Source organism: Pseudomonas sp. PF05, assembly GCF_056521845.1.
The window spans coordinates 1-22,806 of record NZ_JBWLPW010000008.1 but is presented as its reverse complement, the minus strand read 5'-3'; the positions used below and the strand labels follow the sequence as shown (position 1 = coordinate 22,806).

25 protein-coding genes are annotated in these 22,806 nt (G+C 61.8%); 11 read left to right on the top strand and 14 right to left on the bottom strand.

The genetic code is table 11. The annotated features are described in order from the left end of the window. The first annotated feature begins 212 nt into the window (after window positions 1-212). The 5 genes from AC09SL_RS14690 (at window position 213) to prpF (ending at window position 7,006) form a co-directional block, all read left to right on the top strand. Complete coding sequence (locus AC09SL_RS14690) at window positions 213-926, top strand: GntR family transcriptional regulator (RefSeq protein ID WP_003204063.1); 714 nt, start codon at window positions 213-215, stop codon at window positions 924-926. Beyond that, a complete protein-coding gene (prpB, locus tag AC09SL_RS14685; protein ID WP_058546382.1) occupies window positions 923-1,813 on the top strand; it encodes a methylisocitrate lyase in 891 nt (296 codons plus the stop codon). Before AC09SL_RS14690 ends, prpB begins: the two co-directional genes overlap by 4 nt. Window positions 1,814-1,912: 99 nt before the next feature. Further along, window positions 1,913-3,040 (top strand): bifunctional 2-methylcitrate synthase/citrate synthase, encoded by a 1,128-nt coding sequence (gene prpC, locus AC09SL_RS14680; RefSeq protein WP_058546381.1) that lies wholly within the window; start codon window positions 1,913-1,915, stop codon window positions 3,038-3,040. A gap of 135 nt (window positions 3,041-3,175) precedes the next feature. Next, a complete protein-coding gene (acnD, locus tag AC09SL_RS14675; RefSeq protein WP_058546380.1) occupies window positions 3,176-5,767 on the top strand; it encodes a Fe/S-dependent 2-methylisocitrate dehydratase AcnD in 2,592 nt (863 codons plus the stop codon). 45 nt (window positions 5,768-5,812) lie between these two features. Next, window positions 5,813-7,006 (top strand): 2-methylaconitate cis-trans isomerase PrpF, encoded by a 1,194-nt coding sequence (prpF, locus tag AC09SL_RS14670; RefSeq protein WP_058546379.1) that lies wholly within the window; start codon window positions 5,813-5,815, stop codon window positions 7,004-7,006. Window positions 7,007-7,088: 82 nt separating this feature from the next. On the opposite strand, the gene AC09SL_RS14665 is transcribed toward prpF, so the two are convergent. From AC09SL_RS14665 to soxR, 10 genes are all read right to left on the bottom strand, one after another. Continuing rightward, window positions 7,089-7,982, bottom strand: a complete 894-nt coding sequence (locus AC09SL_RS14665; RefSeq protein WP_058546378.1) for a metal ABC transporter solute-binding protein, Zn/Mn family — start codon at window positions 7,980-7,982, stop codon at window positions 7,089-7,091. Next, window positions 7,983-8,882 carry a metal ABC transporter permease gene (locus AC09SL_RS14660; protein ID WP_058546377.1) on the bottom strand — a complete coding sequence of 300 codons (900 nt, stop codon included), beginning with the start codon at window positions 8,880-8,882 and terminating at the stop codon, window positions 7,983-7,985. Continuing rightward, window positions 8,882-9,634 carry a metal ABC transporter ATP-binding protein gene (locus AC09SL_RS14655; RefSeq protein ID WP_058546376.1) on the bottom strand — a complete coding sequence of 251 codons (753 nt, stop codon included), beginning with the start codon at window positions 9,632-9,634 and terminating at the stop codon, window positions 8,882-8,884. Before AC09SL_RS14655 ends, AC09SL_RS14660 begins: the two co-directional genes overlap by 1 nt. After that, window positions 9,631-10,560, bottom strand: a complete 930-nt coding sequence (locus AC09SL_RS14650) for a metal ABC transporter solute-binding protein, Zn/Mn family (protein WP_058546375.1) — start codon at window positions 10,558-10,560, stop codon at window positions 9,631-9,633. Before AC09SL_RS14650 ends, AC09SL_RS14655 begins: the two co-directional genes overlap by 4 nt. A 35-nt stretch (window positions 10,561-10,595) precedes the next feature. Beyond that, window positions 10,596-11,171, bottom strand: a complete 576-nt coding sequence (locus AC09SL_RS14645; RefSeq protein ID WP_058546374.1) for a DUF6162 family protein — start codon at window positions 11,169-11,171, stop codon at window positions 10,596-10,598. Then, a complete protein-coding gene (locus AC09SL_RS14640) occupies window positions 11,168-11,494 on the bottom strand; it encodes a hypothetical protein (RefSeq protein WP_058546373.1) in 327 nt (108 codons plus the stop codon). Before AC09SL_RS14640 ends, AC09SL_RS14645 begins: the two co-directional genes overlap by 4 nt. Further along, on the bottom strand, window positions 11,491-12,033 hold the full coding sequence (locus AC09SL_RS14635; protein WP_058546372.1) for a hypothetical protein: 543 nt from the start codon (window positions 12,031-12,033) through the stop codon (window positions 11,491-11,493). The genes AC09SL_RS14640 and AC09SL_RS14635 overlap by 4 nt, the downstream gene beginning before the upstream one ends. Next, window positions 12,030-13,244, bottom strand: a complete 1,215-nt coding sequence (locus AC09SL_RS14630; RefSeq protein WP_058546371.1) for a PepSY-associated TM helix domain-containing protein — start codon at window positions 13,242-13,244, stop codon at window positions 12,030-12,032. The genes AC09SL_RS14635 and AC09SL_RS14630 overlap by 4 nt, the downstream gene beginning before the upstream one ends. A gap of 296 nt (window positions 13,245-13,540) precedes the next feature. Then, window positions 13,541-14,002, bottom strand: coding sequence for a VOC family protein (locus AC09SL_RS14625; RefSeq protein ID WP_058546370.1), 462 nt, complete (start codon window positions 14,000-14,002; stop codon window positions 13,541-13,543). Window positions 14,003-14,107: 105 nt separating this feature from the next. Beyond that, window positions 14,108-14,560, bottom strand: a complete 453-nt coding sequence (gene soxR, locus AC09SL_RS14620) for a redox-sensitive transcriptional activator SoxR (protein WP_058546369.1) — start codon at window positions 14,558-14,560, stop codon at window positions 14,108-14,110. A gap of 96 nt (window positions 14,561-14,656) precedes the next feature. Here soxR and AC09SL_RS14615 point away from each other — a divergent pair, with 96 nt between their 5' ends. The 5 genes from AC09SL_RS14615 (at window position 14,657) to AC09SL_RS14595 (ending at window position 19,303) form a co-directional block, all read left to right on the top strand. Continuing rightward, window positions 14,657-15,022, top strand: coding sequence for an antibiotic biosynthesis monooxygenase (locus AC09SL_RS14615; protein WP_058546368.1), 366 nt, complete (start codon window positions 14,657-14,659; stop codon window positions 15,020-15,022). A 116-nt stretch (window positions 15,023-15,138) separates the two neighbouring features. Beyond that, on the top strand, window positions 15,139-15,405 hold the full coding sequence (locus tag AC09SL_RS14610) for a hypothetical protein (RefSeq protein WP_018600280.1): 267 nt from the start codon (window positions 15,139-15,141) through the stop codon (window positions 15,403-15,405). A 103-nt stretch (window positions 15,406-15,508) separates the two neighbouring features. Next, window positions 15,509-16,123 carry a LysE family translocator gene (locus tag AC09SL_RS14605; RefSeq protein WP_058546367.1) on the top strand — a complete coding sequence of 205 codons (615 nt, stop codon included), beginning with the start codon at window positions 15,509-15,511 and terminating at the stop codon, window positions 16,121-16,123. A gap of 159 nt (window positions 16,124-16,282) precedes the next feature. After that, complete coding sequence (locus AC09SL_RS14600) at window positions 16,283-17,449, top strand: cysteine desulfurase family protein (protein WP_058546366.1); 1,167 nt, start codon at window positions 16,283-16,285, stop codon at window positions 17,447-17,449. A gap of 45 nt (window positions 17,450-17,494) precedes the next feature. Beyond that, window positions 17,495-19,303, top strand: a complete 1,809-nt coding sequence (locus AC09SL_RS14595) for an aminopeptidase P family protein (RefSeq protein ID WP_058546365.1) — start codon at window positions 17,495-17,497, stop codon at window positions 19,301-19,303. A 9-nt stretch (window positions 19,304-19,312) separates the two neighbouring features. Here the strand turns inward: AC09SL_RS14595 and AC09SL_RS14590 are convergent, their stop codons facing one another. Further along, window positions 19,313-19,903, bottom strand: a complete 591-nt coding sequence (locus AC09SL_RS14590) for a 2-hydroxychromene-2-carboxylate isomerase (RefSeq protein ID WP_058546364.1) — start codon at window positions 19,901-19,903, stop codon at window positions 19,313-19,315. A gap of 34 nt (window positions 19,904-19,937) precedes the next feature. Next, the gene (locus tag AC09SL_RS14585; protein ID WP_058546363.1) at window positions 19,938-20,666 is read right to left on the bottom strand and encodes an SDR family oxidoreductase; all 729 of its coding nucleotides are present in this window, start codon (window positions 20,664-20,666) and stop codon (window positions 19,938-19,940) included. A gap of 89 nt (window positions 20,667-20,755) precedes the next feature. Here AC09SL_RS14585 and AC09SL_RS14580 point away from each other — a divergent pair, with 89 nt between their 5' ends. Further along, entirely contained in the window at window positions 20,756-21,325 is a 570-nt protein-coding gene (locus tag AC09SL_RS14580) for a TetR/AcrR family transcriptional regulator (protein ID WP_058546362.1), read from the top strand. Between the two features lie 6 nt (window positions 21,326-21,331). Here AC09SL_RS14580 and AC09SL_RS14575 read toward each other — a convergent pair whose 3' ends face one another. Continuing rightward, the gene (locus AC09SL_RS14575; RefSeq protein ID WP_058546361.1) at window positions 21,332-21,613 is read right to left on the bottom strand and encodes a hypothetical protein; all 282 of its coding nucleotides are present in this window, start codon (window positions 21,611-21,613) and stop codon (window positions 21,332-21,334) included. A 168-nt stretch (window positions 21,614-21,781) separates the two neighbouring features. Beyond that, the gene (gene rhtA / locus AC09SL_RS14570) at window positions 21,782-22,672 is read right to left on the bottom strand and encodes a threonine/homoserine exporter RhtA (RefSeq protein ID WP_058546360.1); all 891 of its coding nucleotides are present in this window, start codon (window positions 22,670-22,672) and stop codon (window positions 21,782-21,784) included. Between the last annotated feature and the right edge of the window lie 134 nt (window positions 22,673-22,806).

The following is a 22,806-nucleotide window of genomic DNA, read 5'->3' as shown; positions in this document are numbered from 1 at the left end:
GCCTTCCCTATAAAAGGAGAGCGGCAAATCGCGCGGCATTCTAGCACGGTGGTTTTCTGACGCCACCGCTGGCCGGACGCTACGACGCATTCAAACGAGCGGTTATGGCAATGGGGCTTATTAGACGATTGTCGACAATGTCGATTTATGTTTTGACGTTAACGGCTCTTTTGGTTAGTTTTTGCCGTATTGATTTTAAAGGTGTCGACAATATGCTCGATCAGCTCGAAACCCCGGTGATGGCCCAAGACGATTCGGAGACCCTTTCCGAGAACGTCTTCCGACGTATCCAGGCCGCCATCGTCAAAGGCGAGATCGCCCCGGGCAGCAAGATCTCCGAGCCCGAGCTGGCGCGCACCTACGGCATCAGCCGCGGACCGCTGCGCGAGGCGATCCATCGCCTGGAAGGCCAGCGCCTGCTGGTGCGGGTGCCTCACGTCGGTGCCCGGGTGGTGTCGCTGAGCCACGCCGAGCTGCTGGAACTCTACGAAATCCGTGAGTCCCTCGAAGGCATGGCCTGCCGCCTGGCGGCCGAACGCATGACCCTGGAAGAAATCGACGAGCTGCGCCGGGTGCTGGAGACCCACGAACGCGATGCGGCGTTCCAGGCCGGTGTCGGTTATTACCAGCAGGAAGGCGATTTCGACTTTCATTACCGGATCATCCAGGGCAGCGGCAACCGCACCCTGACGCAGATGCTGTGCGGCGAGCTGTACCAACTGGTGCGCATGTACCGCATCCAGTTTTCCACTACGCCGAACCGTCCGCGCCAGGCCTTTGCCGAGCACCATCGGATTCTAGACGCCATCGCCGACCGTGACGGCGAACTGGCTGAATTATTGATGCGCCGGCACATCGGTGCGTCCAAACGCAACATTGCGCGTCATTTCCAGGACAGCGCCGCCACTGAACGAGGTGAGTCATGAGTTCCAGCAAGAGCACGCCAGGCCAGCGTTTCCGCGAGGCGGTCGCCACCGAGCATCCGCTGCAAGTGGTGGGCACGATCAACGCCAACCACGCGCTGCTGGCCAAACGCGCCGGTTTCAAGGCGATCTACCTGTCGGGCGGCGGCGTGGCCGCCGGCTCCCTCGGCGTGCCGGACCTGGGCATTACCGGCCTGGATGACGTGCTGACCGATGTGCGCCGTATCACCGACGTGTGCGATCTGCCGCTGTTGGTGGACGTGGACACCGGCTTCGGTTCCTCGGCGTTCAACGTGGCGCGTACGGTCAAGTCGATGATCAAGTTCGGCGCGGCGGCCATCCACATCGAGGACCAGGTCGGCGCCAAGCGTTGCGGCCATCGTCCGAACAAGGAGATTGTCTCGCAGCAAGAAATGGTCGACCGCATCAAGGCCGCCGTCGATGCTCGCACCGATGACAGTTTCGTGATCATGGCCCGTACCGATGCCCTAGCGGTGGAAGGCTTGGAGTCGGCCCTGGATCGCGCCGCCGCCTGCATCGAGGCCGGTGCCGACATGATTTTCCCGGAGGCCATCACCGAGCTTGAAATGTACAAGCTGTTCGCCAGCCGCGTGAAAGCGCCGATCCTGGCCAACATCACCGAATTCGGCGCGACCCCGCTGTACACCACCGAACAGTTGGCCGGTGCCGACGTGTCCCTGGTGCTGTACCCGCTGTCGGCGTTCCGCGCCATGAACAAAGCCGCCGAGAACGTCTACACCGCGATCCGCCGCGACGGCACGCAACAGAATGTCATCGACACCATGCAGACCCGCATGGAGCTTTACGATCGCATCGACTACCACACCTTCGAGCAGAAGCTCGATGCGTTGTTCGCGGCGAAAAAATGAACAGGTCGCAGCCTCGCTGTTCCGTAGGAGCTGTCGAGTGCAACGAGGCTGCGATCTCTTCCCTCCATTCTCTACAAATCTAAAAACGGGAGACAGCAAATGGCCGAAGCAAAAGTACTCAGTGGCGCCGGGCTCCGTGGCCAGGTAGCCGGGCAAACCGCATTGTCCACCGTAGGCCAGTCGGGCGCCGGCCTGACCTATCGCGGCTATGACGTTCGCGACCTGGCGGCAGATGCGCAATTTGAAGAAGTGGCCTACCTGCTGCTGTACGGCGAGCTGCCGACCCAGGCACAGCTGGACGCCTACATCAGTAAATTGCGCGGTTTGCGGGACTTGCCCCAGGCTTTGAAAGAAGTGCTGGAGCGCATTCCCGCCGAAGCCCACCCGATGGACGTCATGCGCACCGGCTGCTCGTTCCTGGGCAACCTGGAACCGGAGAACGACTTCTCCGAGCAGCACGACAAGACCGATCGCCTGCTGGCCGCGTTCCCGGCAATCATGTGTTACTGGTATCGCTTCAGCCACCAAGGCCAGCGCATCGAATGCGTGACGGACGAAACCTCCATCGGCGGCCACTTCCTGCATCTGTTGCACGGCAAGAAGCCGAGCGAGCTGCATGTCAAGGTGATGAATGTTTCGCTGATCCTCTACGCCGAGCACGAATTCAACGCCTCGACCTTCACCGCCCGGGTTTGCGCCTCCACGCTGTCGGACCTGTTTTCCTGCATCACGGCCGCCATCGGCTCGTTGCGCGGCCCGCTGCACGGCGGCGCCAACGAAGCGGCGATGGAAATGATCGAGCGCTTCAGCTCGCCCCAGGACGCCATCGAAGGCACCCTCGGCATGCTGGCGCGCAAGGACAAGATCATGGGCTTCGGCCACGCGATCTATAAGGACAACGACCCGCGCAACGAGGTGATCAAGGGCTGGTCGAAAAAACTCGCCGATGAAGTGGGCGACACGGTGCTGTTCCCGGTCTCCGAAGCCATCGACAAGACCATGTGGGAGCAGAAGAAACTGTTCCCCAACGCCGATTTCTACCATGCCTCGGCGTACCACTTCATGGGCATCCCGACCAAGCTGTTCACGCCGATCTTCGTTTGCTCGCGCCTGACCGGCTGGGCCGCCCACGTGTTCGAACAACGCGCCAACAACCGCATCATCCGACCGAGCGCCGAATACACCGGCGTCGAACAGCGCAAGTTCGTGCCAATCGAACAACGCTGAGCTGGAGGGTTCTAGCCGCAGGAACTGGATACCCCCGAAACCCTGTGGGAGCGAGCAAGCTCGCTCCCACAGTGGCCGGGGTCGCTTCAAGTCCGGCGCCACCCTTCTGAAACCACCGTGACCCGAGTCCTGACGATGAACACAGAATTTCGCAAACCGCTGCCCGGCACTTCGCTGGATTATTTCGACGTTCGTGAGGCCGTGGACGCCATTCGCCCCGGCGCCTACGACGGCCTGCCATACACCTCTCGCGTGCTGGCGGAAAACCTGGTGCGGCGCTGCGACCCGGCCACGCTGGGCGAGTCGCTGCTGCAACTGATCGAGCGCAAGCGCGACCTGGACTTCCCGTGGTTCCCGGCCCGCGTGGTGTGCCATGACATTCTTGGCCAGACCGCGCTGGTGGACCTGGCAGGCCTGCGCGACGCCATCGCCTTGCAGGGCGGTGACCCGGCGCAGGTCAACCCGGTGGTGCCGACCCAACTGATCGTCGACCACTCGCTGGCGGTGGAAAGCGCCGGTTTCGACCCTCAGGCCTTCGCCAAGAACCGCGCCATCGAAGACCGGCGCAACGAAGACCGTTTCCACTTCATCAACTGGACCAAGAAAGCCTTCAAGAACGTCGACGTGATTCCGCCGGGCAACGGGATCATGCACCAGATCAACCTGGAAAAAATGTCCCCGGTGATCCAGCAGCGTGACGGCGTGGCGTTCCCCGACACCTGCGTGGGCACCGACAGCCACACGCCCCACGTCGATGCCCTGGGCGTGATCGCCATCGGCGTCGGTGGCCTGGAGGCCGAAAGCGTCATGCTTGGCCGCGCCTCGTGGATGCGCCTGCCGGAAATCATCGGCGTCGAGCTGACCGGCAAGCTGCAACCGGGCATCACCGCCACTGACATGGTGCTGGCGTTGACCGAATTCCTGCGCCAGCAAAAAGTCGTCGGTGCCTGGCTGGAGTTTTTCGGCGAAGGCGCCAGTGCCCTGACCTTGGGCGACCGCGCGACCATTTCCAACATGGCCCCGGAATACGGCGCCACGGCGGCGATGTTCTATATCGACCAGCAAACCATCGATTACTTGAAACTCACCGGTCGTGAAGACGAGCAGGTGCGGTTGGTCGAGACCTACGCCAAACAGGCCGGCTTGTGGGCTGACAATCTCAAAGGCGCGCAATATGAGCGTGGCCTGACCTTCAACCTGTCGTCGGTGGTGCGCAACATGGCAGGTCCGAGCAACCCGCACGCCCGGGTTGCGGTGTCGGACCTGGCTGCCAAAGGCATTTCCGGACAGTGGGACGATGTGCCGGGGCAAATGCCCGACGGTGCGGTGATCATCGCCGCCATCACCAGTTGCACCAATACCAGCAACCCGCGCAACGTGATCGCCGCCGGCCTGCTGGCGCGCAACGCCAACCGCCTGGGCCTGGTCCGCAAACCGTGGGTCAAGTCGTCCCTGGCGCCGGGTTCGAAAACCGTGGCGCTGTACCTGGATGAAGCCGGCCTGACGTCCGAACTCGAGAAGCTGGGCTTCGGCGTGGTGGCGTTCGCCTGCACCACCTGCAACGGTATGTCTGGCGCGTTGGACCCGGTGATCCAACAGGAAATCATCGACCGCGACCTGTATGCCACCGCGGTGTTGTCGGGCAACCGCAACTTCGACGGGCGTATCCATCCGTACGCCAAGCAGGCGTTCCTTGCCTCGCCACCGCTGGTGGTCGCTTATGCCATCGCCGGGACCATCCGCTTCGACATCGAGAAGGATGTACTGGGTGTGGTGGACGGTCGGGAAATCCGCCTCAAGGACATCTGGCCGAGCGACGAAGAAATCAATGCGGTGGTCAAGGCCTCGGTGAAACCCGAGCAGTTCCGCCAGGTGTACATCCCGATGTTCGCCATCCAGGAAGACACCGGGCCGAAAGTGACGCCGCTGTACGATTGGCGCCCACAAAGCACCTACATCCGTCGTCCGCCGTATTGGGAAGGCGCGCTGGCCGGTGCGCGGCCGCTCAAGGGCATGCGCCCGCTGGCGGTGCTGCCGGACAACATCACCACCGATCACCTGTCGCCGTCCAACGCCATCATGCTGGACAGCGCCGCCGGCGAATACCTGGCGAAAATGGGCCTGCCGGAGGAAGACTTCAACTCCTACGCGACCCACCGCGGCGACCACCTGACCGCGCAGCGCGCCACCTTCGCCAACCCGAAACTGTTCAACGAAATGGTCCAGGAAAACGGCAAGGTCAAGCAGGGCTCCCTGGCCCGGGTCGAGCCGGAAGGCAAGGTCATGCGCATGTGGGAAGCCATCGAGACCTACATGGAGCGCAAGCAGCCGCTGATCATCATTGCCGGAGCCGACTACGGCCAGGGTTCGTCCCGGGACTGGGCGGCCAAGGGCGTGCGACTGGCCGGTGTCGAGGCGATCGCCGCCGAAGGCTTCGAGCGCATCCACCGCACCAACCTGGTGGGCATGGGCGTGTTGCCGCTGGAGTTCAAGCCCGGCACTGATCGCAAGACCCTGGGCATCGACGGCAGCGAAGTCTATGACGTGATCGGCGAACGCACGCCGCGTGCGACGCTGACCCTGGTCATCACTCGCAAGAACGGCGAGCGCGTCGAGGTGCCGGTGACCTGCCGCCTCGATACCGCTGAGGAAGTGTCGATCTACGAGGCCGGTGGCGTATTGCAGCGTTTTGCCCAGGACTTCCTTGAATCGGCGAATGCCGTCTAAATCACAGTTGCGGACACCCCCTTGGGTGTCCGCTTGAGGAGCATCATGGCTCACGCACCGCAAATCAGAATACCCGCCACCTACATGCGTGGCGGCACCAGCAAAGGCGTGTTCTTCAGCTTGCAAGACTTGCCCGAAGCAGCCCGCGTTCCAGGCACCGCCCGGGATACGCTGCTGCTACGGGTGATCGGCAGCCCCGACCCGTACGAGAAGCAGATCGATGGCATGGGCGGCGCGACGTCCAGCACCAGCAAGACCGTGATCCTGTCCAAGAGCACCCGGGCCGACCACGATGTCGATTACCTGTTCGGCCAGGTGTCCATCGACAAACCGTTCGTGGACTGGAGTGGCAACTGCGGCAACCTGTCGGCGGCGGTCGGTTCATTCGCGATCAGCAGTGGTTTGGTGGACGCCGGCCGCATCCCGCAGAACGGCGTGGCCGTGGTGCGGATCTGGCAAGCCAACATCGGCAAGACCATCATCGCCCATGTGCCGATCACCGACGGCGCGGTGCAGGAAACCGGTGACTTCGAACTCGACGGCGTGACCTTTCCGGCGGCTGAAGTGCAATTGGAATTCATGGACCCGGCGGCAGAAGAGGAGGGGGGTGGTGGCTCGATGTTTCCCACCGGCAACCTGGTGGACGACTTGGAAGTGCCCGGCGTTGGCACCTTCAAGGCGACGCTGATCAACGCCGGGATCCCGACGATTTTCATCAATGCACGGGACGTCGGCTACACCGGCACCGAATTGCAGGGTGCCATCAACGGCGATCCCAAGGCCTTGGCCATGTTCGAGACCATCCGCGCCCACGGGGCCTTGCGCATGGGCTTGATCAAGCACCTGAACGAAGCCGCCCAGCGCCAGCACACACCGAAAGTGGCGTTCGTTGCACCGCCAGCGGACTACCTTTCATCCAGCGGCAAAGCCGTGGCGGCTGGCGACGTTGACCTGCTGGTACGGGCGCTGTCCATGGGCAAGCTGCATCACGCCATGATGGGCACCGCAGCGGTGGCCATCGGCACGGCCGCGGCGATTTCCGGCACCTTGGTCAACCTCGCGGCCGGTGGCATCGAGCGCAATGCCGTGCGTTTCGGCCACCCGTCCGGCACCTTGCGCGTCGGCGCCGAGGCCAGCCAGGTCAACGGCGAGTGGACCGTGAAAAAAGCCATCATGAGCCGCAGCGCGCGGGTGTTGATGGAAGGGTTTGTGCGGGTGCCAGGGCAAGCCCTGAGCTGAGTTGAGCCCTGTGGGAGCGAGCTTGCTCGCGAAGGCGGTGTGTCAGTCGACAAAAATGTGATGGCCCCACGGCGGATGACTGTCAGCCTCCCGTCAGCGCCGTGACGACCAGCTCCACATTGCTTTCCAGCTCCGCCACCGGGTCGGCGCCATCGGTGCTCAACACCAGTAATTGGCTACCTCCTTCGGTAATGGCTGCTTTCAGCGCATCCGAGGGCTGGCGATGGTGCAGCACCAGCGCCACGTCATTGTCTTTCAACGTCGCGCTCAACTGCTTGAGGGCTTCGGTTGTCCAGTCGGCGTCGGGCCGGGCGTCGGTGCTGATTGCGTCCAGGTTGAGCCCGCTGATCAGGTAGCCAAAATGCTCGCTCAGGCTGATCACGCTCAGGTTATCGGCGCTGGCGAGGCGTTTTTCGCTGTCGGCGCTGAGTTTGAGCAGGCGCTGCTTGAGGGCCGCCAGGTTGGCGTCGATCTTCGGTTTGTCCGCCGGGGCCAGGCGCACCAGGTCGGCGGCGATCACGTCGGCCATGCGTCCCAGGTTATGGCTGGCCATCCACGGCTGGCTCGCCAGGCCGTCGGCGATGCCCGGTTGCACGGCGATACCAGGCAGGGCACCGTCCACGGGGCGGGCGGCATCGACTTCAACGATGCGGATATTGCTGCGTCGCGCCATGGGGTACAGCGGATCGTCCGGCCAGAGCGAGCGCAGGCCGATCACCCCGTCAGCATCGCCGGCCAGTTTGCTCAAGGCCGGCGCGCCACGGCCGCTGAAGTAGGCACTCTGTCGGGTACCGGGCAGAGTGGCGGGTGCGGCCCGCTCCAGGCTGACCTCGGTGCCCTTGAGCAAGGCCTCGCCCAATCCGTAGGTGACCGGCAACGATGCCAGCAGACGGACCTTTTCGGTGGCAGATGACGAGGTGACGGCCACGGCGCATAACGCGACGGCCAGGGTCAGTTGTCGCAATGAAAAAACCATTTATCCAAGATTCCCTTTGAGGCTGGGGACGACACCGCGGGCGATGGCGCTCAGGGCGAAGGCGATGCCGGCCACCAGAATGATTGCGGCGCCGGACGGGATGGGCAGGTCGAACACAATGGGCGCGAGAATCCCGCACAAGGTGCTGGCGGTGGCAATCAGCACTGAACACCAGAAAAAACCTTTCAATGATTGGCTGAGCAGGCGCGCCGCGGCAGCCGGGATCACCAGCAACGCGCCCACCAGAATCGCGCCGATGACTTTCACTGCTGCCACGGTGATCAGCGTCACCAGGATCACGAACAGGTAGTCCAGGGTCTTGACTGCCACCCCGCGCACCGCCGCCAGTTGTGGGTTGAAGCTGGCGAGCATGATGCGGTTGTATAGCGGCAAGGCCAGGGCCATCACCAGCGAGCCGACCACCGCCAGCACCAGCAGGTCATTGCCATTGACCGTCAGCACCGAACCAAACAGTACGTTCTCCAGGATGTGCACGTTGATCTTGCCCGCCAGGATCAGCAGCAGGCTGGCGCCCAGGGCCAGGGACACCGACAGGAAGACGCCGATCAACGTGTCGGGCGCCAGGCCGGTGCGGTTGCGCAGGTAATTGAGCAGGATGCCGAACAGCAGGCAGTAGCCGAACAGGCTGCCGTAAGGCCCGGTGTAGGGTTCGCCGAGCAGGATACCGACCGCCACGCCGGTCAGCGCCGCATGGCCCACCGCCTCGGAGAAAAACGCGAAGCGCTTGACCACCACCAGCGTGCCCAGGCCGCCCAGCACCGGGCCGATCAACAATCCGGCCAGCAACGCGTTGACCACGAACCCATAGGCCAGCGCTTCGGGCAAGTAACCGGACGAGGCCCAGCCCTGGACCATCAGACGAAAGGCTTCATAGCTCATCAGGCAGCGCTCCCGTTCGTGCGCGGATGGGTGGAAAACAGCGTCAGCAGGCGTTCTGGCGTCAGGGTCTGGCGGGGCGGACCGTCGAACAGTACCCGGCGGTTCAGGCCGGTGACACGGTCGGCCAGGCGCCCGACGGCTTCCAGGTCATGTTCGATCCACAGCACGGTGATCCCGGCTTGGCGCCAGTCCTGCAGCAACCGTTCGAACACCTGGATGCCGGCCTCGTCCAGGGCTGACATCGGTTCATCCAGCACCAGCAATTGCGGCGAGGGAATCAGCCCCTGGGCCAGCAACACGCGCTGACGCTCACCGCCGGACAGCGCGCCCATGCGCCGTTTGCGCTTGTCCTGCATGCCGACCCGCTCCAGGGCCTGTTCTATGGCACCGGCATAGTGCTTGCTCAAGCCGAGAAATGCCGGCCGCCGCTGACACATCGCCGCCATGAAATCCTCCACCGTCATGGGCAGGCCCCGGTCGAACTCCAGCGCCTGGGGCACGTAGCCGATCACCCCGGGCTCGCCTGGCCATTGCAGGCTCAAGCGTCCCTGGTGCGGCATCTGTCCGAGCAAGGTCTTGATCAGCGAACTCTTGCCACCACCATTGGGGCCCACCAAGGCATGGATGCTGCCGGGCTCCACCTGAAATGCCACGCTGTCGAGAATGGTGGTGCGGCCCAGGTTCAGGCTGACGTCGGCGAACGCAATCAAGGGGCCGACGCGGTGCAGGGTGAGGGTTTCCTGGACGGTCATGCGCCAGACTCCTGGATCGCCCGGACCACGGTGTCGAGGTTGCCGGCCATTTCCTTTTCGTACTTCTCGGGGCTGTAGTCGCCGTAGGAAATGTGCGAGAGCGGGTACAGCTTCACGCCCGATTCACGCTGGATGGTGTCGACGTAGGTGGACGGGAAGTCCATCTCCGAGAAGATCACCTTCACGTCCAGCTCGCGCAGTTGGTCGATGGTTTTCTTCAACTGGCTGGGGCTCGGTTCGATGCCGTGGGCCGGCTCGACCACGGCGGTCACTTCCAGGCCGAATTCGCGCAACAGGTAGTCGTAGGCGGCATGCACCGTGGCGACCCGCAACTCGGCATTGGGGGCCTGGGTCAGCTTCGCCAGGGCGGCGGCGCGCATCTGCCGCAGGCGCTTGCCGTAGGCGCGGGCGTTCTGGGTGTAGGCCTTGGCGTTGTCCGGGTCGAGCTTGCCCAACTCCCGGGCAATGTTATTGACCTGGGCAATGGAAGCGCTGATGGACAGGAACGTGTGCGGGTTCACGACTTTGCCCGCGCCCCGGGCTGCCGTGCCGGTGGCGGCCAGCAGGGGCACGTTTTCATTGGCCTCGATCACTTTCATGTTCGGGGTTTCGCTGGCGGCGATCATGCGGTCGGCGAAATCGTCGTGGCCCACGCCGTTGAGCACGATCACGTCGAGACTGCTGATACGCTTGATGTCTTCGGCCCGTGGCTCATAGGCATGGGGATTGAAACCGGCCGGGATCAGCGGCACGACCTCGGCCTTGTCGCCGACGATATTGGCCACGTAGCTGTAATAAGGGTGCAGGGTGATGCCGATGCGCAGGCGCTTGGCTGTTTCGGCGTACGCCTGCGAGGTGAACAGGCAGGCCAGCAGGCCGATCAGCAGCAGGTGCAACAAGGGACGGCGTGGGGATGCAATGGGCATGGGCAAACGGTCTTCTCTTGAATGAAGGCGTGGGGTCAGTGCCGGTGCTGGCGGGTTACGCCGGCATCGAATTGCGCGACGATCTGTTGCCAGCCGGCGGCGGACAAAGCGGCGTCGTCCAGCGCGCCGGGCATCGCAAGGCCATTGCTGCGGTTGAGCCAGATGTCCGGGGCGGCGTCGGACGCTTCGCCGATGCGCATCAGAAAGGAACCGGCGACGGACGAATTGGCACTGGCGCCGAAGTAGGCCTGGTCCTGCAGCTGTTGCCAGGCGTGGCCACCGCGACTGACAGCACTCGCGTCCTGGGCGAACGGCGCGAAGCCTTCTTCGGCCAGGGTCTGCGGGCTGGGCAGGGTGGGTTGGTCTTCGCGCAGCAAGCGGATTTCATCCAGGGTCACCCGCAAATCGGCGTAGATGCCTTGCTCGGCGGCACTGAGGTCGCGGCGGGCGTCGAGTTGGTTCGAGGCCAGGCGCGTGATGTCTTCGGCTTTGCCATGCCAGGCCACCACAGACCCGGCGACCAGCACGATGACCAGGCACAGCAGCAACACATACAGGGTTTCATGGCCCGCACCAGCGGGGCGTATGACTTGAGTCGTGGCGTTGGTCATGGGGCCTCGATGTCGGCTTGGTCGATTTCTACAACGTGGCCGGGGCCGGCGTCGAAGAGCACGTAGAACTCAGCTTCCGGCTTCTTGAAGGTCAGCTTCGAGTCGGCACCGAGCTTGCCCGGGACGAGGATGGTCTCGTCATAGCCGATCACATCCAGGGTCACTCCGGGCGCGCCGCTGCCGTCGGAAAAGCCGCCGGTGCATTGGATTTGTTCGGCATCGATGGCCTTGCATTCGCATATCGGGTTGTGGGCCAGGGCGCTGGTGCTTGCACCTGCACAGAACAGCAACGCCAGGCCGTTGGATAAGACGCGCAGGGTCATGGTTTGGGTCCTTGGTTCTTCAGCCAGGCGACGGTGGCCGGGGAGGCCTGGCTCAGTGGAATGGAGGCCTGGTGCATCGAACCGTCCCAACCCTCGAGGGTTATCCACAGTTCGGCATTGGGCTGGGTCTTTGGCGGAACCGGCAACAAGGCGCCCATGCGATAGGGCGAGCCGAAGAAAATCACCCCGGCGGCCCTTAGGCTGCGGGGTTTGCCGATGCGCAGGTAGGTGGCCTTGACCTGGTCGATACAGCGTTCGCACAGGGCCGCGTTGAAATGCTTCATGGGCCCGGCAGGTCCCTGGACGCGTGGGGCTTCGTTGCGAAATTCCGCCAGGCGCAGGCTCCAGGGGCCGACCTGGACTTCGCCGACGTCCCGCTCGCCAAGCCCTGCGTCACCGCGAAACAGTGCGGCTTCGGACAAATACTTGGGCATGAACCCCAGGGGGATCAGCAACAACAGCACGTTGAGGTGGAAGCGCCATTTATGCCAGAACAGGCTCAGGCGTGACGGTGATGAAGCAGTATTGGACGGATTCACAGGCTGCCCTCCGACGATTCACGCTGGATCGACGGCTGCAACGCCTGCGCGATGCGGGTTTCACGGGAGGGTTTGTGGCTACGCTTGAGGGCATTGGCGGTGGCCAGGGCTGTGCGTTTGGTCCAGATCAGCAGCCCGCTGAGGACCATCATGCTCAGGATCAAGCCGAAGAAAAACCAGATCAGCTTGATCCAGAGGCCGCCGAAGTCGCCGGTGTGCAACGGGCGCATGGATTCGGTGACGAACTCCAGTGTCGTGCGGTCCGACAGCAGCCGTGAGGCAGCGACATCGCCGTTGTAGGGATTGATGGTGGCGGTCTGAAACATCAGCGGATACCAACCGCGACCGCCAATTTCCAGATGGCTGTAGGCATTGCCGGGCAGGCTGATGAAACTTGCTTCCAGGCCTGGGATGCGTTGCCGGGCGATTTCAATGGCCCGGTCCAGGTCCAGTTGCGGCGGTGCAAGACCATCGGCCGACAGCGGAACGCTTTCACGCGCCACCACCGGAATGACTGGCGCGCTGGAAATGGAAATCTGATTGTCCGACAGCAGGGCCTCGATCAGGAACCAGATGCCGGTAATGGAAATCACCGCGACGAACCAGATCGACCAGATGCCGCTGAGCCGGTGGAAATCCCCCCAGAAAATCCGCGCGCCGTGGCGGATCCGCAGCGTCGGACGGAAAAAGCCTTTCCAGAAGCGCTTGTAGACCACCAGCCCGGTCACCAACGAGGCCAGCAACGGCAGCCCCAACAATGACACCAGGTACCAGCCCCAGCTGTAGCCATTGGTGAACGGCACCAGCCACCAGCCATGCAGGGCACGGGTAAACCCCCTGAAGTTGAACGTCGGCGCCGAGCCTTGGATGACGCCGCTGTAAGGGTTGACGTAGACCTTGTCGGGACGTCCGTCGGGATAGGTCACGCCGACCTCCAGCGCGAAATGCGACTCGTCCGGGCGGACGATGCTTTGCACCTGGGTTTGCGGCTGGGCGTGCTTGATCGCGGCGACCACCTGGTCATAGCTGAGCAGTTGGGCATCGTCCGAGGGTTTGCTGGCGCGCATCTCGGGGTTGACCAGCCAGACAATCTCCTGGCTGACCACTGCGAGGGTGCCCGTGACGCAAACGATGAGCACGAAAAACCAGATGGGCAATGCCAGCCAGCTATGGACCAGGAACCAGAGTTTGGAGCGGGACTTCTTCGACATGATTGAACGTCTTGATTCGATGAAAGGTTCGGTATTACGGGCTTCGCAACACCGTGAACCCAAAAAGGCAGACCGTGGCTTTTGCCGACGCGGACTGCTGCATCTAATTAAGACGAACGAGCGATCGAAATCCCGAAGAGGAAGATGAAAGAAAATGTTTCGCGAGGTAGGAGCTGCCGAAGGCTGCGATCTTTTGATCTTTTGATCTTTCGCTTGAGACTCAAGTGTCAGGGGAAAGATCGCAGCCTCGTTGCACTCGACAGCTCCGGGGCTAACCCCGCGGGAGCAAGGGCAAGTCAGCCTTGCTGTTGAAACATCTCCCTGGCCCGTTGCTCGATCTGTTCCTGGCTCAGATCTTCCTTGTGCGTCGCCAGGAACCACAGATGCCCATAGGGATCTTTCAAAGTGCCGGTACGATCGCCGTAAAACTGATCCTTGACCTCGGAAATCACTGTGCCACCGGCCGCAATGGCCTGGGCGAATGCGCTGTCCACGTCCTCGACATATAAATGCAGGCCGACCGATGGCGAACGGTCCGGGCTGCTCAGCGGGCCTTGATCGCAAGGCGTGCCGAGCATGATCGGAAAACCGTTGATCCGCAGTTCGGCATGCCCGATGCCGCCGTCGGGCATGGCCAGGCGCATGACCTCGGTGGCATTGAAGGCTTTTTTGTAGAAGTCGATGGCTTCGGCAGCTTTTTGAATGCCCAGGTAGGGCGTGATGTTATGGAAACCTTCGGGAATGGCTTTGACGCCCATGACGTTTCTCCTTGTTGTTATGGGAGGCGAAGAGAGTCTTCGTCGGTTTGCGCCCATCCACTATAGGTCAGCCACTGTGGATGGGCCCATGTCCCGACGAACGCTTCACGGCTGTTCCAACAGGTGAGCCCCAGGCCCGTGTTTGCCCAGCACGTCGCCCTGATTGCGCAGCGGGCAGGCGTCCATCGACAGGCATCCGCAGCCGATGCAACCGTTGAGTCGATCACGCAGCGCCATCAACTGGTTGATGCGCTCGTCCAGGTCCCGGCTCCACTGCGCCGACAAGGTCTGCCAGTCGGCGGCCGTTGGCGCACGGTTGTCCGGCAGGTTTTTCAACGCCTCGCCGATTTCCGCCAACGGAATGCCCAGGCGCTGGGCAACCTTGATCAGCGCCACGCGGCGCAATACTGCCCGTGAGTAACGACGTTGGTTACCTTGGTTGCGTGTGCTTTTGATCAGCCCCTTGGATTCATAGAAGTGCAGGGCCGTGACCGCCACGCCGCTGCGGGCGGCCACTTGGCCGACGGTGAGTTCCTTGTGGACATCGATCTGCGTCATCGCTTCAATTCACTGCTTGACCTCAAGTTAACTTGAGGTTTTACCCTGCACGCGTTCGGATCGCAAGATCCGCCTTACGTGCAGAGGGGACCGTTCATGCAATCACCAAGGAACAATCGCAGTTTCACCCAGTTGATGGAATTCGATATCGAGCCGCAATGGCAGCAGGCGCTGGTCACGGCCTTGTCGGAACAGACCGAGCGCCTGGCTCGGGACCACCGGGGGTTTCTGAGTGCCAGTATCCAGGCCAGCGAGGATGGTCGGCGCGTGCTCAATTATTTGCAGTGGCAAACCCGCGAAGCAGGCGAGGCGGCCCTTCGAAGCTTCGAAAGTGGCGAACAGGATTTCTGGCGGCTGATCCAGGCTCACCGAGCCAAAGCCGTGACGTTCGGCTCGTTCCAGGTGCTGCGCAACATCGAGCGCAGCCTGGACAACGCGCTGCATTGCCAGTTGGTCGACTGAGTGCTGCGGCTGATCCGCAAAGGCAATAGCCACTATCGAGAGGGTTGATTTCTGCCGCGCAGGGCTGGCGGGTAGCCTTTGTTCATCGCCCAACTCCAGAACACCGGACACTCGCCATGAACCGTACCTTTGCTGTTTTGCTGCTGTTGACCGCTACCCTCTTGGGCGGTTGCGCCAGTTCCTCCCCGGAGCTGCGCCCCTACACCGCCGACGAGACCCGCGAACTGGCCCTGGAAGCCTTGAATCGTCGAGGTCTCTCGTTCGATGAGTACCACGCGAAAAAAGCCGAGCTGCTCGGTTCGTCGCAGAAAAACGTGGGTTTCGACGATCAGGGCCAGATGAGCGCCGAGCGGGTCGTGCAACAGCCAGGCCGGTCGAGCTGAGGGACTGTACCGCTTAAAGTTTTGCCCAACTGTCCGTGGGTTTGCGCCAAGGCGTGGGGTAGGGTCATGACTTGACTGACCGCCCCTGATGGACTGACCTGACATGACCCTTTCGCTTGACCTGCTGCTGGGCTTCGCCCTGTTTGCCCTGGTGACCTCGATCACGCCTGGCCCTAACAACACCATGTTGTTGGCCTCGGGAGTCAATTTCGGTTTCAACCGTACCATCCCCCACATGCTGGGTATTACCTGTGGCTTCTTTTTCCTGGTGCTGGCAGTGGGCCTTGGCCTGGGCGCGGTGTTCCAGACTTATCCGTTGCTCTATACCGCGCTGCGCTACATCGGCGCGGCGTACTTGTTGTACCTGGCGTGGAAAATAGCCCACTCCGGTCCGGTTTCGGAAAGCCAGCCGGGAGACAATACGCCGATCAGCTACTGGGGCGCAGCGGCGTTCCAATGGGTCAATCCCAAGGCCTGGATCATGGCCATTGGTGCCATCAGCACGTACACGCCACTCCAGGGTTATTTCTTCAACGTGTTGGTGATTGCGGCAGTATTTGCGCTGATCAACCTGCCAAGCGTGAGTCTGTGGGTAGTGTGCGGGAGCCTGTTGCGCAACCTGTTGCGTGATCGTCGCTGGTTGCGCATGTTCAACTGGGGCATGGCGCTGCTGTTGGTCGCTTCGCTGTATCCGTTGTTGCTCGAAAGCATCAGTTGAGGGCTGAGCTTCGCCGCGATGCCTGCTAAGCTCGCTGTTCAGGAGCGTTCCTACGCACTTTTAAACGAAGTCCGACTTCTTTAAGGTCTTTGATCAGGTATTGCTAGTCTCGAACCCAACGAGGGCGCCTGATCCTGGAACAGGCTCTGCGAGTTTCCTATGAATAAACGTCCTTTGTATTTCGATTACGCCGCCACCACGCCGGTGGATGAGCGGGTCATCCGGGTCATGGTCGAGTGTCTGGGCTTTGACGGCAATTTTGGCAACCCCGCTTCCAGTTCCCATGCCTTCGGCCAGGAGGCCCGGCGCTCGGTGGAGCGCGCCCGCCAGCAGGTAGCGCAATTGGTGGGTGCTCAACCCGAACAGATCGTTTGGACGTCCGGTGCCACCGAATCCAATAACCTGGCCCTCAAAGGGGTGGCCCAGGCGCGTGGTGGTTCCGCCGGCCATGTCATCACCAGCCTGATCGAACACAAGGCGATTCTCGACACGGCGCGCCAGCTCCAAGAGAGCGGCGTCGCGGTGACCTGGCTGGCGCCGGACGCTGAAGGCCTGATCAGCCCGCAAGCGGTTCGCGAGGCGTTGCGCGAAGACACGTTCCTGGTGTCGCTGATGCTGGTAAACAACGAGTTGGGCACCGTCAACGACGTCATAGCCATCGGCGAGAGCGTTCGCGAGCACGGTGCGCTGTTTCATGTGGACGCAGCCCAGGGCGCTGGCAAGGTGCAGATCGATCTGTCTCGCTGGCCGGTGGACCTGATGTCTTTTTCCGCGCATAAGATCTACGGCCCCAAGGGCATCGGGGCGCTCTACGTTGGCGACCATGCCCGGCCACGGCTGTCGGCGCAAATTCACGGCGGCGGGCATGAGGGCGGTTTGCGCTCCGGGACCCTGGCGACTCATCAGATCGCAGCCATGGGCGCCGCATTCGAACTGGCAGCCGGAGCATTCGAAGAAGAACTCGCTAAAATTGCCCGGTTGCGCAATCGTTTGCTCGAACCGCTACTGGCCTTGCCCGGTGTGTGTCTAAACGGTAGTGCGAACCGCCGGATTCCCCACACGCTGAGCCTGACGTTCAACGAAGGTGAGTTCAACCCGGCGACATTGGGTGCATCGATTGCATTTTCCGCGACCTCGGCCTGCAACTCGGCGCAGAACACCCCGTCCCACGTGCTGCTGGCCTTGGGGCACGATGCGCGTGCGGCGGGGCGGACCATTCGCTTGAGCCTGGGCCGCTTTACCACCGAGCAGGATGTCGACGAGGCGGTGCGGCTGATCCAGGCGGCGTGCGCGACTGCGCCGGCGTTCTGGGCCACGACCCCATAAGCCGCCTTCGGCATCGAACAACAATATCAATGAGCAGGAGAAACAATGAGCACCGAGCCTTTGCCCCATGGACTGGTTCCCCAGCGCCTGGCCCAAATCCGCCAACTGATGAGCCGAGAGGGCATTCATGCGCTGCTGGTGCCATCGGCCGACCCGCATCTGTCTGAATACCTGCCGGGTTATTGGCAGGGGCGACAATGGTTGTCGGGCTTCCATGGCTCGGTGGGTACCTTGATCGTGACCGGCAGTTTCGCTGGCGTCTGGGCCGATAGCCGTTACTGGGAGCAGGCCACCAAGGAGCTGGAGGGCAGTGGAATCGAGCTGGTCAAGCTCATTCCCGGCCAGCCTGGCCCCTTGGACTGGCTGGCCGAACAAACGCCTGAAGGCGCAGTGGTTGCGGTCGACGGTGCGGTCATGGCCGTGGCGTCGGGCCGCACCCTGGGTGGCAAGCTTGCGGAACGCGGCGCGCGGTTGCGCACCGACATCGACCTGCTCAGGGACATCTGGGCTGATCGCCCAAGCTTGCCGGATCAGCCGGTCTATGCCCATTTGCCTCCCCAGGCGACCGTCAGCCGGGTCGAAAAGCTCGCCAAGCTGCGCGAATCCCTCAAGGAGCGTAGTGCCGATTGGCATTTCATCGCCACGCTGGATGACATCGCCTGGTTGTTCAACCTGCGCGGCGCGGATGTGTCGTTCAACCCCGTGTTCGTCTCCTTTGCCTTGATCAGCCAGCAACAGGCAATGCTGTTCGTGGCCCTGGACAAGGTTGACGCATCGCTGCGTGCCGCGCTTGAACAGGACGGCGTGACCCTGCGCGATTACAGCGAAGCCGCCGCCGCGTTGCGTGAAGTGCCGGACGGCGCGAGCCTGCAGATCGATCCGGCGCGGGTGACGGTCGGCTTGCTGGATAATCTGGGCAGCGGCGTGAAACTGGTCGAAGGTCTCAATCCAACGACGCTGGCCAAGTCCCGCAAAAGCCTGGCGGACGCCGAGCACATCCGTCGGGCCATGGAGCAGGACGGCGCGGCGCTCTGTGAGTTCTTCGCCTGGCTGGAAGGGGCCTGGGGGCGCGAGCGCATCACCGAGTTGACCATCGACGAACACCTGACCGTCGCTCGCACGCGACGGCCGGACTTCGTCTCCCTGAGTTTCAACACCATCGCCGCTTTTAACGCCAATGGCGCGATGCCTCATTACCACGCCACGGAAGAAGCCCATGCGGTCATCGAAGGTGATGGTCTGTTGCTGATCGATTCCGGCGGCCAGTACTTGGGGGGCACCACTGACATCACTCGCATGGTGCCAGTCGGCACACCCACCGCTGAGCAGAAACGTGATTGCACACGCGTACTCAAGGGCGTGATTGCCCTGTCCCGGGCCAAATTCCCGCGGGGGATTCTTTCGCCGTTGCTGGATGCCATCGCCCGCGCACCGATCTGGGCGGAGCAGGTGGATTACGGCCACGGCACCGGCCATGGCGTCGGCTATTTCCTCAATGTCCATGAAGGCCCGCAGGTGATTGCCTATCAAGCTGCTGCCGCGCCACAAACGGCGATGCAGGCTGGCATGATCACCTCCATCGAACCGGGCACTTATCGTCCCGGTCGCTGGGGTGTGCGCATCGAGAACCTGGTGTTGAACCGCGAAGCCGGAAGCAGCGAGTTCGGCGAGTTCCTTGAGTTCGAAACCCTGACCCTGTGCCCGATCGACACCCGCTGCCTGGAACCTTCGCTGCTGACCCAGGACGAAAAAGACTGGTTCAACGCCTATCACGCCGAGGTTCAGCGTCGCTTGAGCCCGTTGCTGGACGGCGATGCGCTGCAATGGCTCAACACGCGAACGATGGCCATTTGAAGTAGAGGATCAGGCGAGGGCTTCACGGACGAAGTCCAGCCGATCCTGGCCGAAGAACAGCTCATTGCCGACAAACATGCTCGGGGCGCCGAACACGCCCCGTCCGATGGCTTCTTCAGTGGCGGCCTTGAGTGCTTGCTTGACCTGCTCGTCGTTCGTCAGGGCCAGCGCGTAGTCGGCATCGAAACCGCCTTCGTTCAGGACCGCTGCGACAGTCGCGGGGTCATTGAGATTGCGGGCGTCCACCCAAAAGGCGCGGAACAGGCAATCGATGAAGGCCTCGAAGCGTTCGGGTTGGCGCAACTGCATGCCAGTCACCGCGCGCATCAGTTGCAGTGTATTGATGGGGAAGTGTGGATTGAACTGGAAGGCCACGCCGTAACGTTTGGCGAAGCGATTCAGATCCTTGAACAGGTAAGGGTTCTTGGCCGGCACTGTTGCCGGTGATGCATTGCCGGTGGCCTTGAAGACGCCGCCCAATAACATCGGGCGATAGATCAGCTGGCTATTTGTTTGCGCGCACAGCGTCGGCAACTGGGTGTAGGCCAGGTACGTGGTCGGGCTGCCGAGATCGAAGTAAAACTCCACCGATTTGCTCATGGGATCTGCTCTCTTGTTGTTGTGAGGGGAGGGTTTACCAGCGTTCGTTCCAAGGGCGCAGGTCCAGCTCGAAGGTCCAGGCGTCGCGGGGTTGGCTGTGCAGGTACCAGTAATTGTCGGCGATGTGTTCAGGGTTCAGGATGCCGTCCTCATCCTTGGTGGCATATTTCTCCGGGAAATTATCGCGGATGAAGTCGGTGTCGATGGCGCCGTCCACCACCACATGGGCCACGTGAATATTCATCGGTCCCAGCTCACGGGCCATGCTCTGGGCCAGTGCCCGGATGCCATGTTTGGCGCCCGCGAATGCAGCGAACCCCGAAGCGCCGCGCAATCCCGCCGTTGCCCCGGTAAACAGGATCGTCCCGCGCTGGCGCTTGACCATGCGCTTGGCCACTTCCCGTGCATTGAGAAAGCCTGAGAAACAGGCCATTTCCCAGATCTTGAAATACTTGCGTGCGGTTTCTTCGAGGATGCTGCAGGGGACGTTGGCGCCGATGTTGAACACAAAGGCTTCGATCGGGCCGATCTGGTTCTCGATTTGCTCGATGAGTGCGATCACGTCATCTTCTTTACGCGCATCACAGGAAAACCCGTGGGCTTCGCCGCCTTGGGCGCGGATTGCAGCCACCAGAGGCTCGAGTTTGTCGGCGCTGCGACGGGTAACACAGGCAATAAAACCTTCCTGTGCAAAGCGTTTGGCAATCGCTCCGCCCGTGGCATCGCCTGCGCCGACAACCAGTACGACCTTCTTGTTATTCATGGTCAGCCTCATTGGTAAACGATCGTTAACTAAACGGACGTTATGCTAAGATCCGGCAAGCGTCAAGGTGAGCAATCAGGGGCAGGACCATGCGATATTCAGCCAATCACAAAATGGAAACCCGCGAGAAACTGCTCGCCAGCAGCGCCGTCTCTGCCAAAAAGTCGGGTTTCTCCACGGTCGGTGTCGATGGTCTGATGAAGGCGATCGGGTTGAGCGGCGGTGCGTTCTATAGCCACTTCTCATCCAAGGATGAGCTTTTCAAGGCCATTGTTGAGCGGGAGTTGGCCCAAAGCCTGGATCGTCTGAGTGGAGACGGTGCCATGGACTCAATGAAGCTGGAGCGCTGCCTCAAGCAGTACTTGAGCATGAGCCACGTTGAGCAACCCGAAGCAGGGTGTGCGTTGCCGGTGCTGGGTGCCGAGATCGCGCGATCGGATGTCCAGGTGAGGGAGGCGGCGCAAACGTGGATTTGTCGTTTGCACGAAGCCTGGGCGCGGATATTGGGGAGCGACAGTCTGGCCTGGGCCATCCTGTCTCAGTGCGTGGGAGCGTTGGTTGTTGCGCGGATGCTGGTCACGCCGCAGGTCCAGCGTGACGTCCTCAAGTCCAGTCACGAGGAAATAAGGCGCCGAATGGCCGAGCAAGGGCTCGACTGACGTGGCCTATTTACAGATGACGATCATGCTGCGGCTGGTATAACCAGCGGGGTTGAGCCCGAAGAGATAATCCCCGGGTTCCTCGACGACGTCGCCAGACTTGGCAATGACCTTGTAACCCTTGGGCGCACATGAGTTGGCGGCGCTGGCGGCGCACTGGTCCCAGGATGAGGACAGGCCGGAGCAGTTGATGTGCAGACCTTTTTTACCGCGCTTGACTTCAGTTTTCGATGTCGCCGCACAGCCCGCTACTGCAAGTACGGCGATCAGTATCAAAATTCGTTTCATTCCCGTCCTTATAATCGTCGTGGATCTTGTGTCCACGTACGATTGTGTTCGCTCTTGCTTGAAGCGTTCATGACGTCCTGTATGAAAAAATCCATGTCTGACACTGGGTTACTGGTCTAAACATGGCCTAAATGCGTGGCAAATACCAGACCTTCGTTAAATCCTGCTTCAATCTGCCGCGACGGCAGGCTTCGCGGTGTTAGCCATGGTCAGCGTTGCGCCGACCGACGCGAGGATGATGCAGGTAATGGCTAACCACTGGGCCAAGGACAAGTACTCCTGCAGAAAGACCAGCCCTGACAGGGCCGCGACTGCCGGTTCGACGCTCATCAGAGTGCCGAAAGTGCGGGCTGGCATTCGGGTCAGAGAAATCATTTCCAGGGTGTAGGGCAGGGCCGTAGACAGGATGGCGACGCCGATGGCAATTGGAATCAGGCTTGGTGTGAGCAGTGCGGCGCCCGCGTGCACAATGCCAATCGGTGCGACGAACAGGGCTGCGATCATCACCCCCAGTGCGGCGGTTTGCACACCATTGTCCGCGCCGGCCTTCTGGCCAAACAGGATGTACAACGCCCAGCAAACACCTGCGCCCAGCGCATAGCCGGCTCCAAGCAGGTCGATACCGGCATTGGTCGCTCCGGTCGGTATAAGCAGAAGCAGGCCAGCGACTGCCAGGGCGATCCACAGAAAATCGATTGCCCGGCGCGAGGCGTAAATGGCGACTGCCAGAGGCCCGGTAAATTCCAGCGCCACGGCAATACCCAGTGGAACGGTACGAACCGACATATAGAAAAGAAAGTTCATACCGCCCAAGGCCATCCCATAGACGATCACGGTGCGCAGGGATTGGGCGGTGAGCTTGGCGCGCCAGGGGCGTAGCAATAACACCATGATGAGGCTGGCAAAAATGAGTCGTAGCGTTGTTGTGCCCTGTGCGCCCACTACCGGGAACATGCTTTTGGCGAGGGAAGCTCCTGATTGGATGGAGGCCATGGCTATTAATAGCAGGGCAACCGGGTACAGGGTGGAGGCCAGGCTGCGATGTGGAGGGGGCGTCATTACGAAGTGTCGTCCAGAATAAAGGCGGGGGAGGCTGTATTGAGCAGTATATTGCGCATATGTGGCGATTCCGTCTATATATCGGGCAGATTTAAGTGTCTTGTCGGGCTATAGATAGAAAAATCAAATTAGGG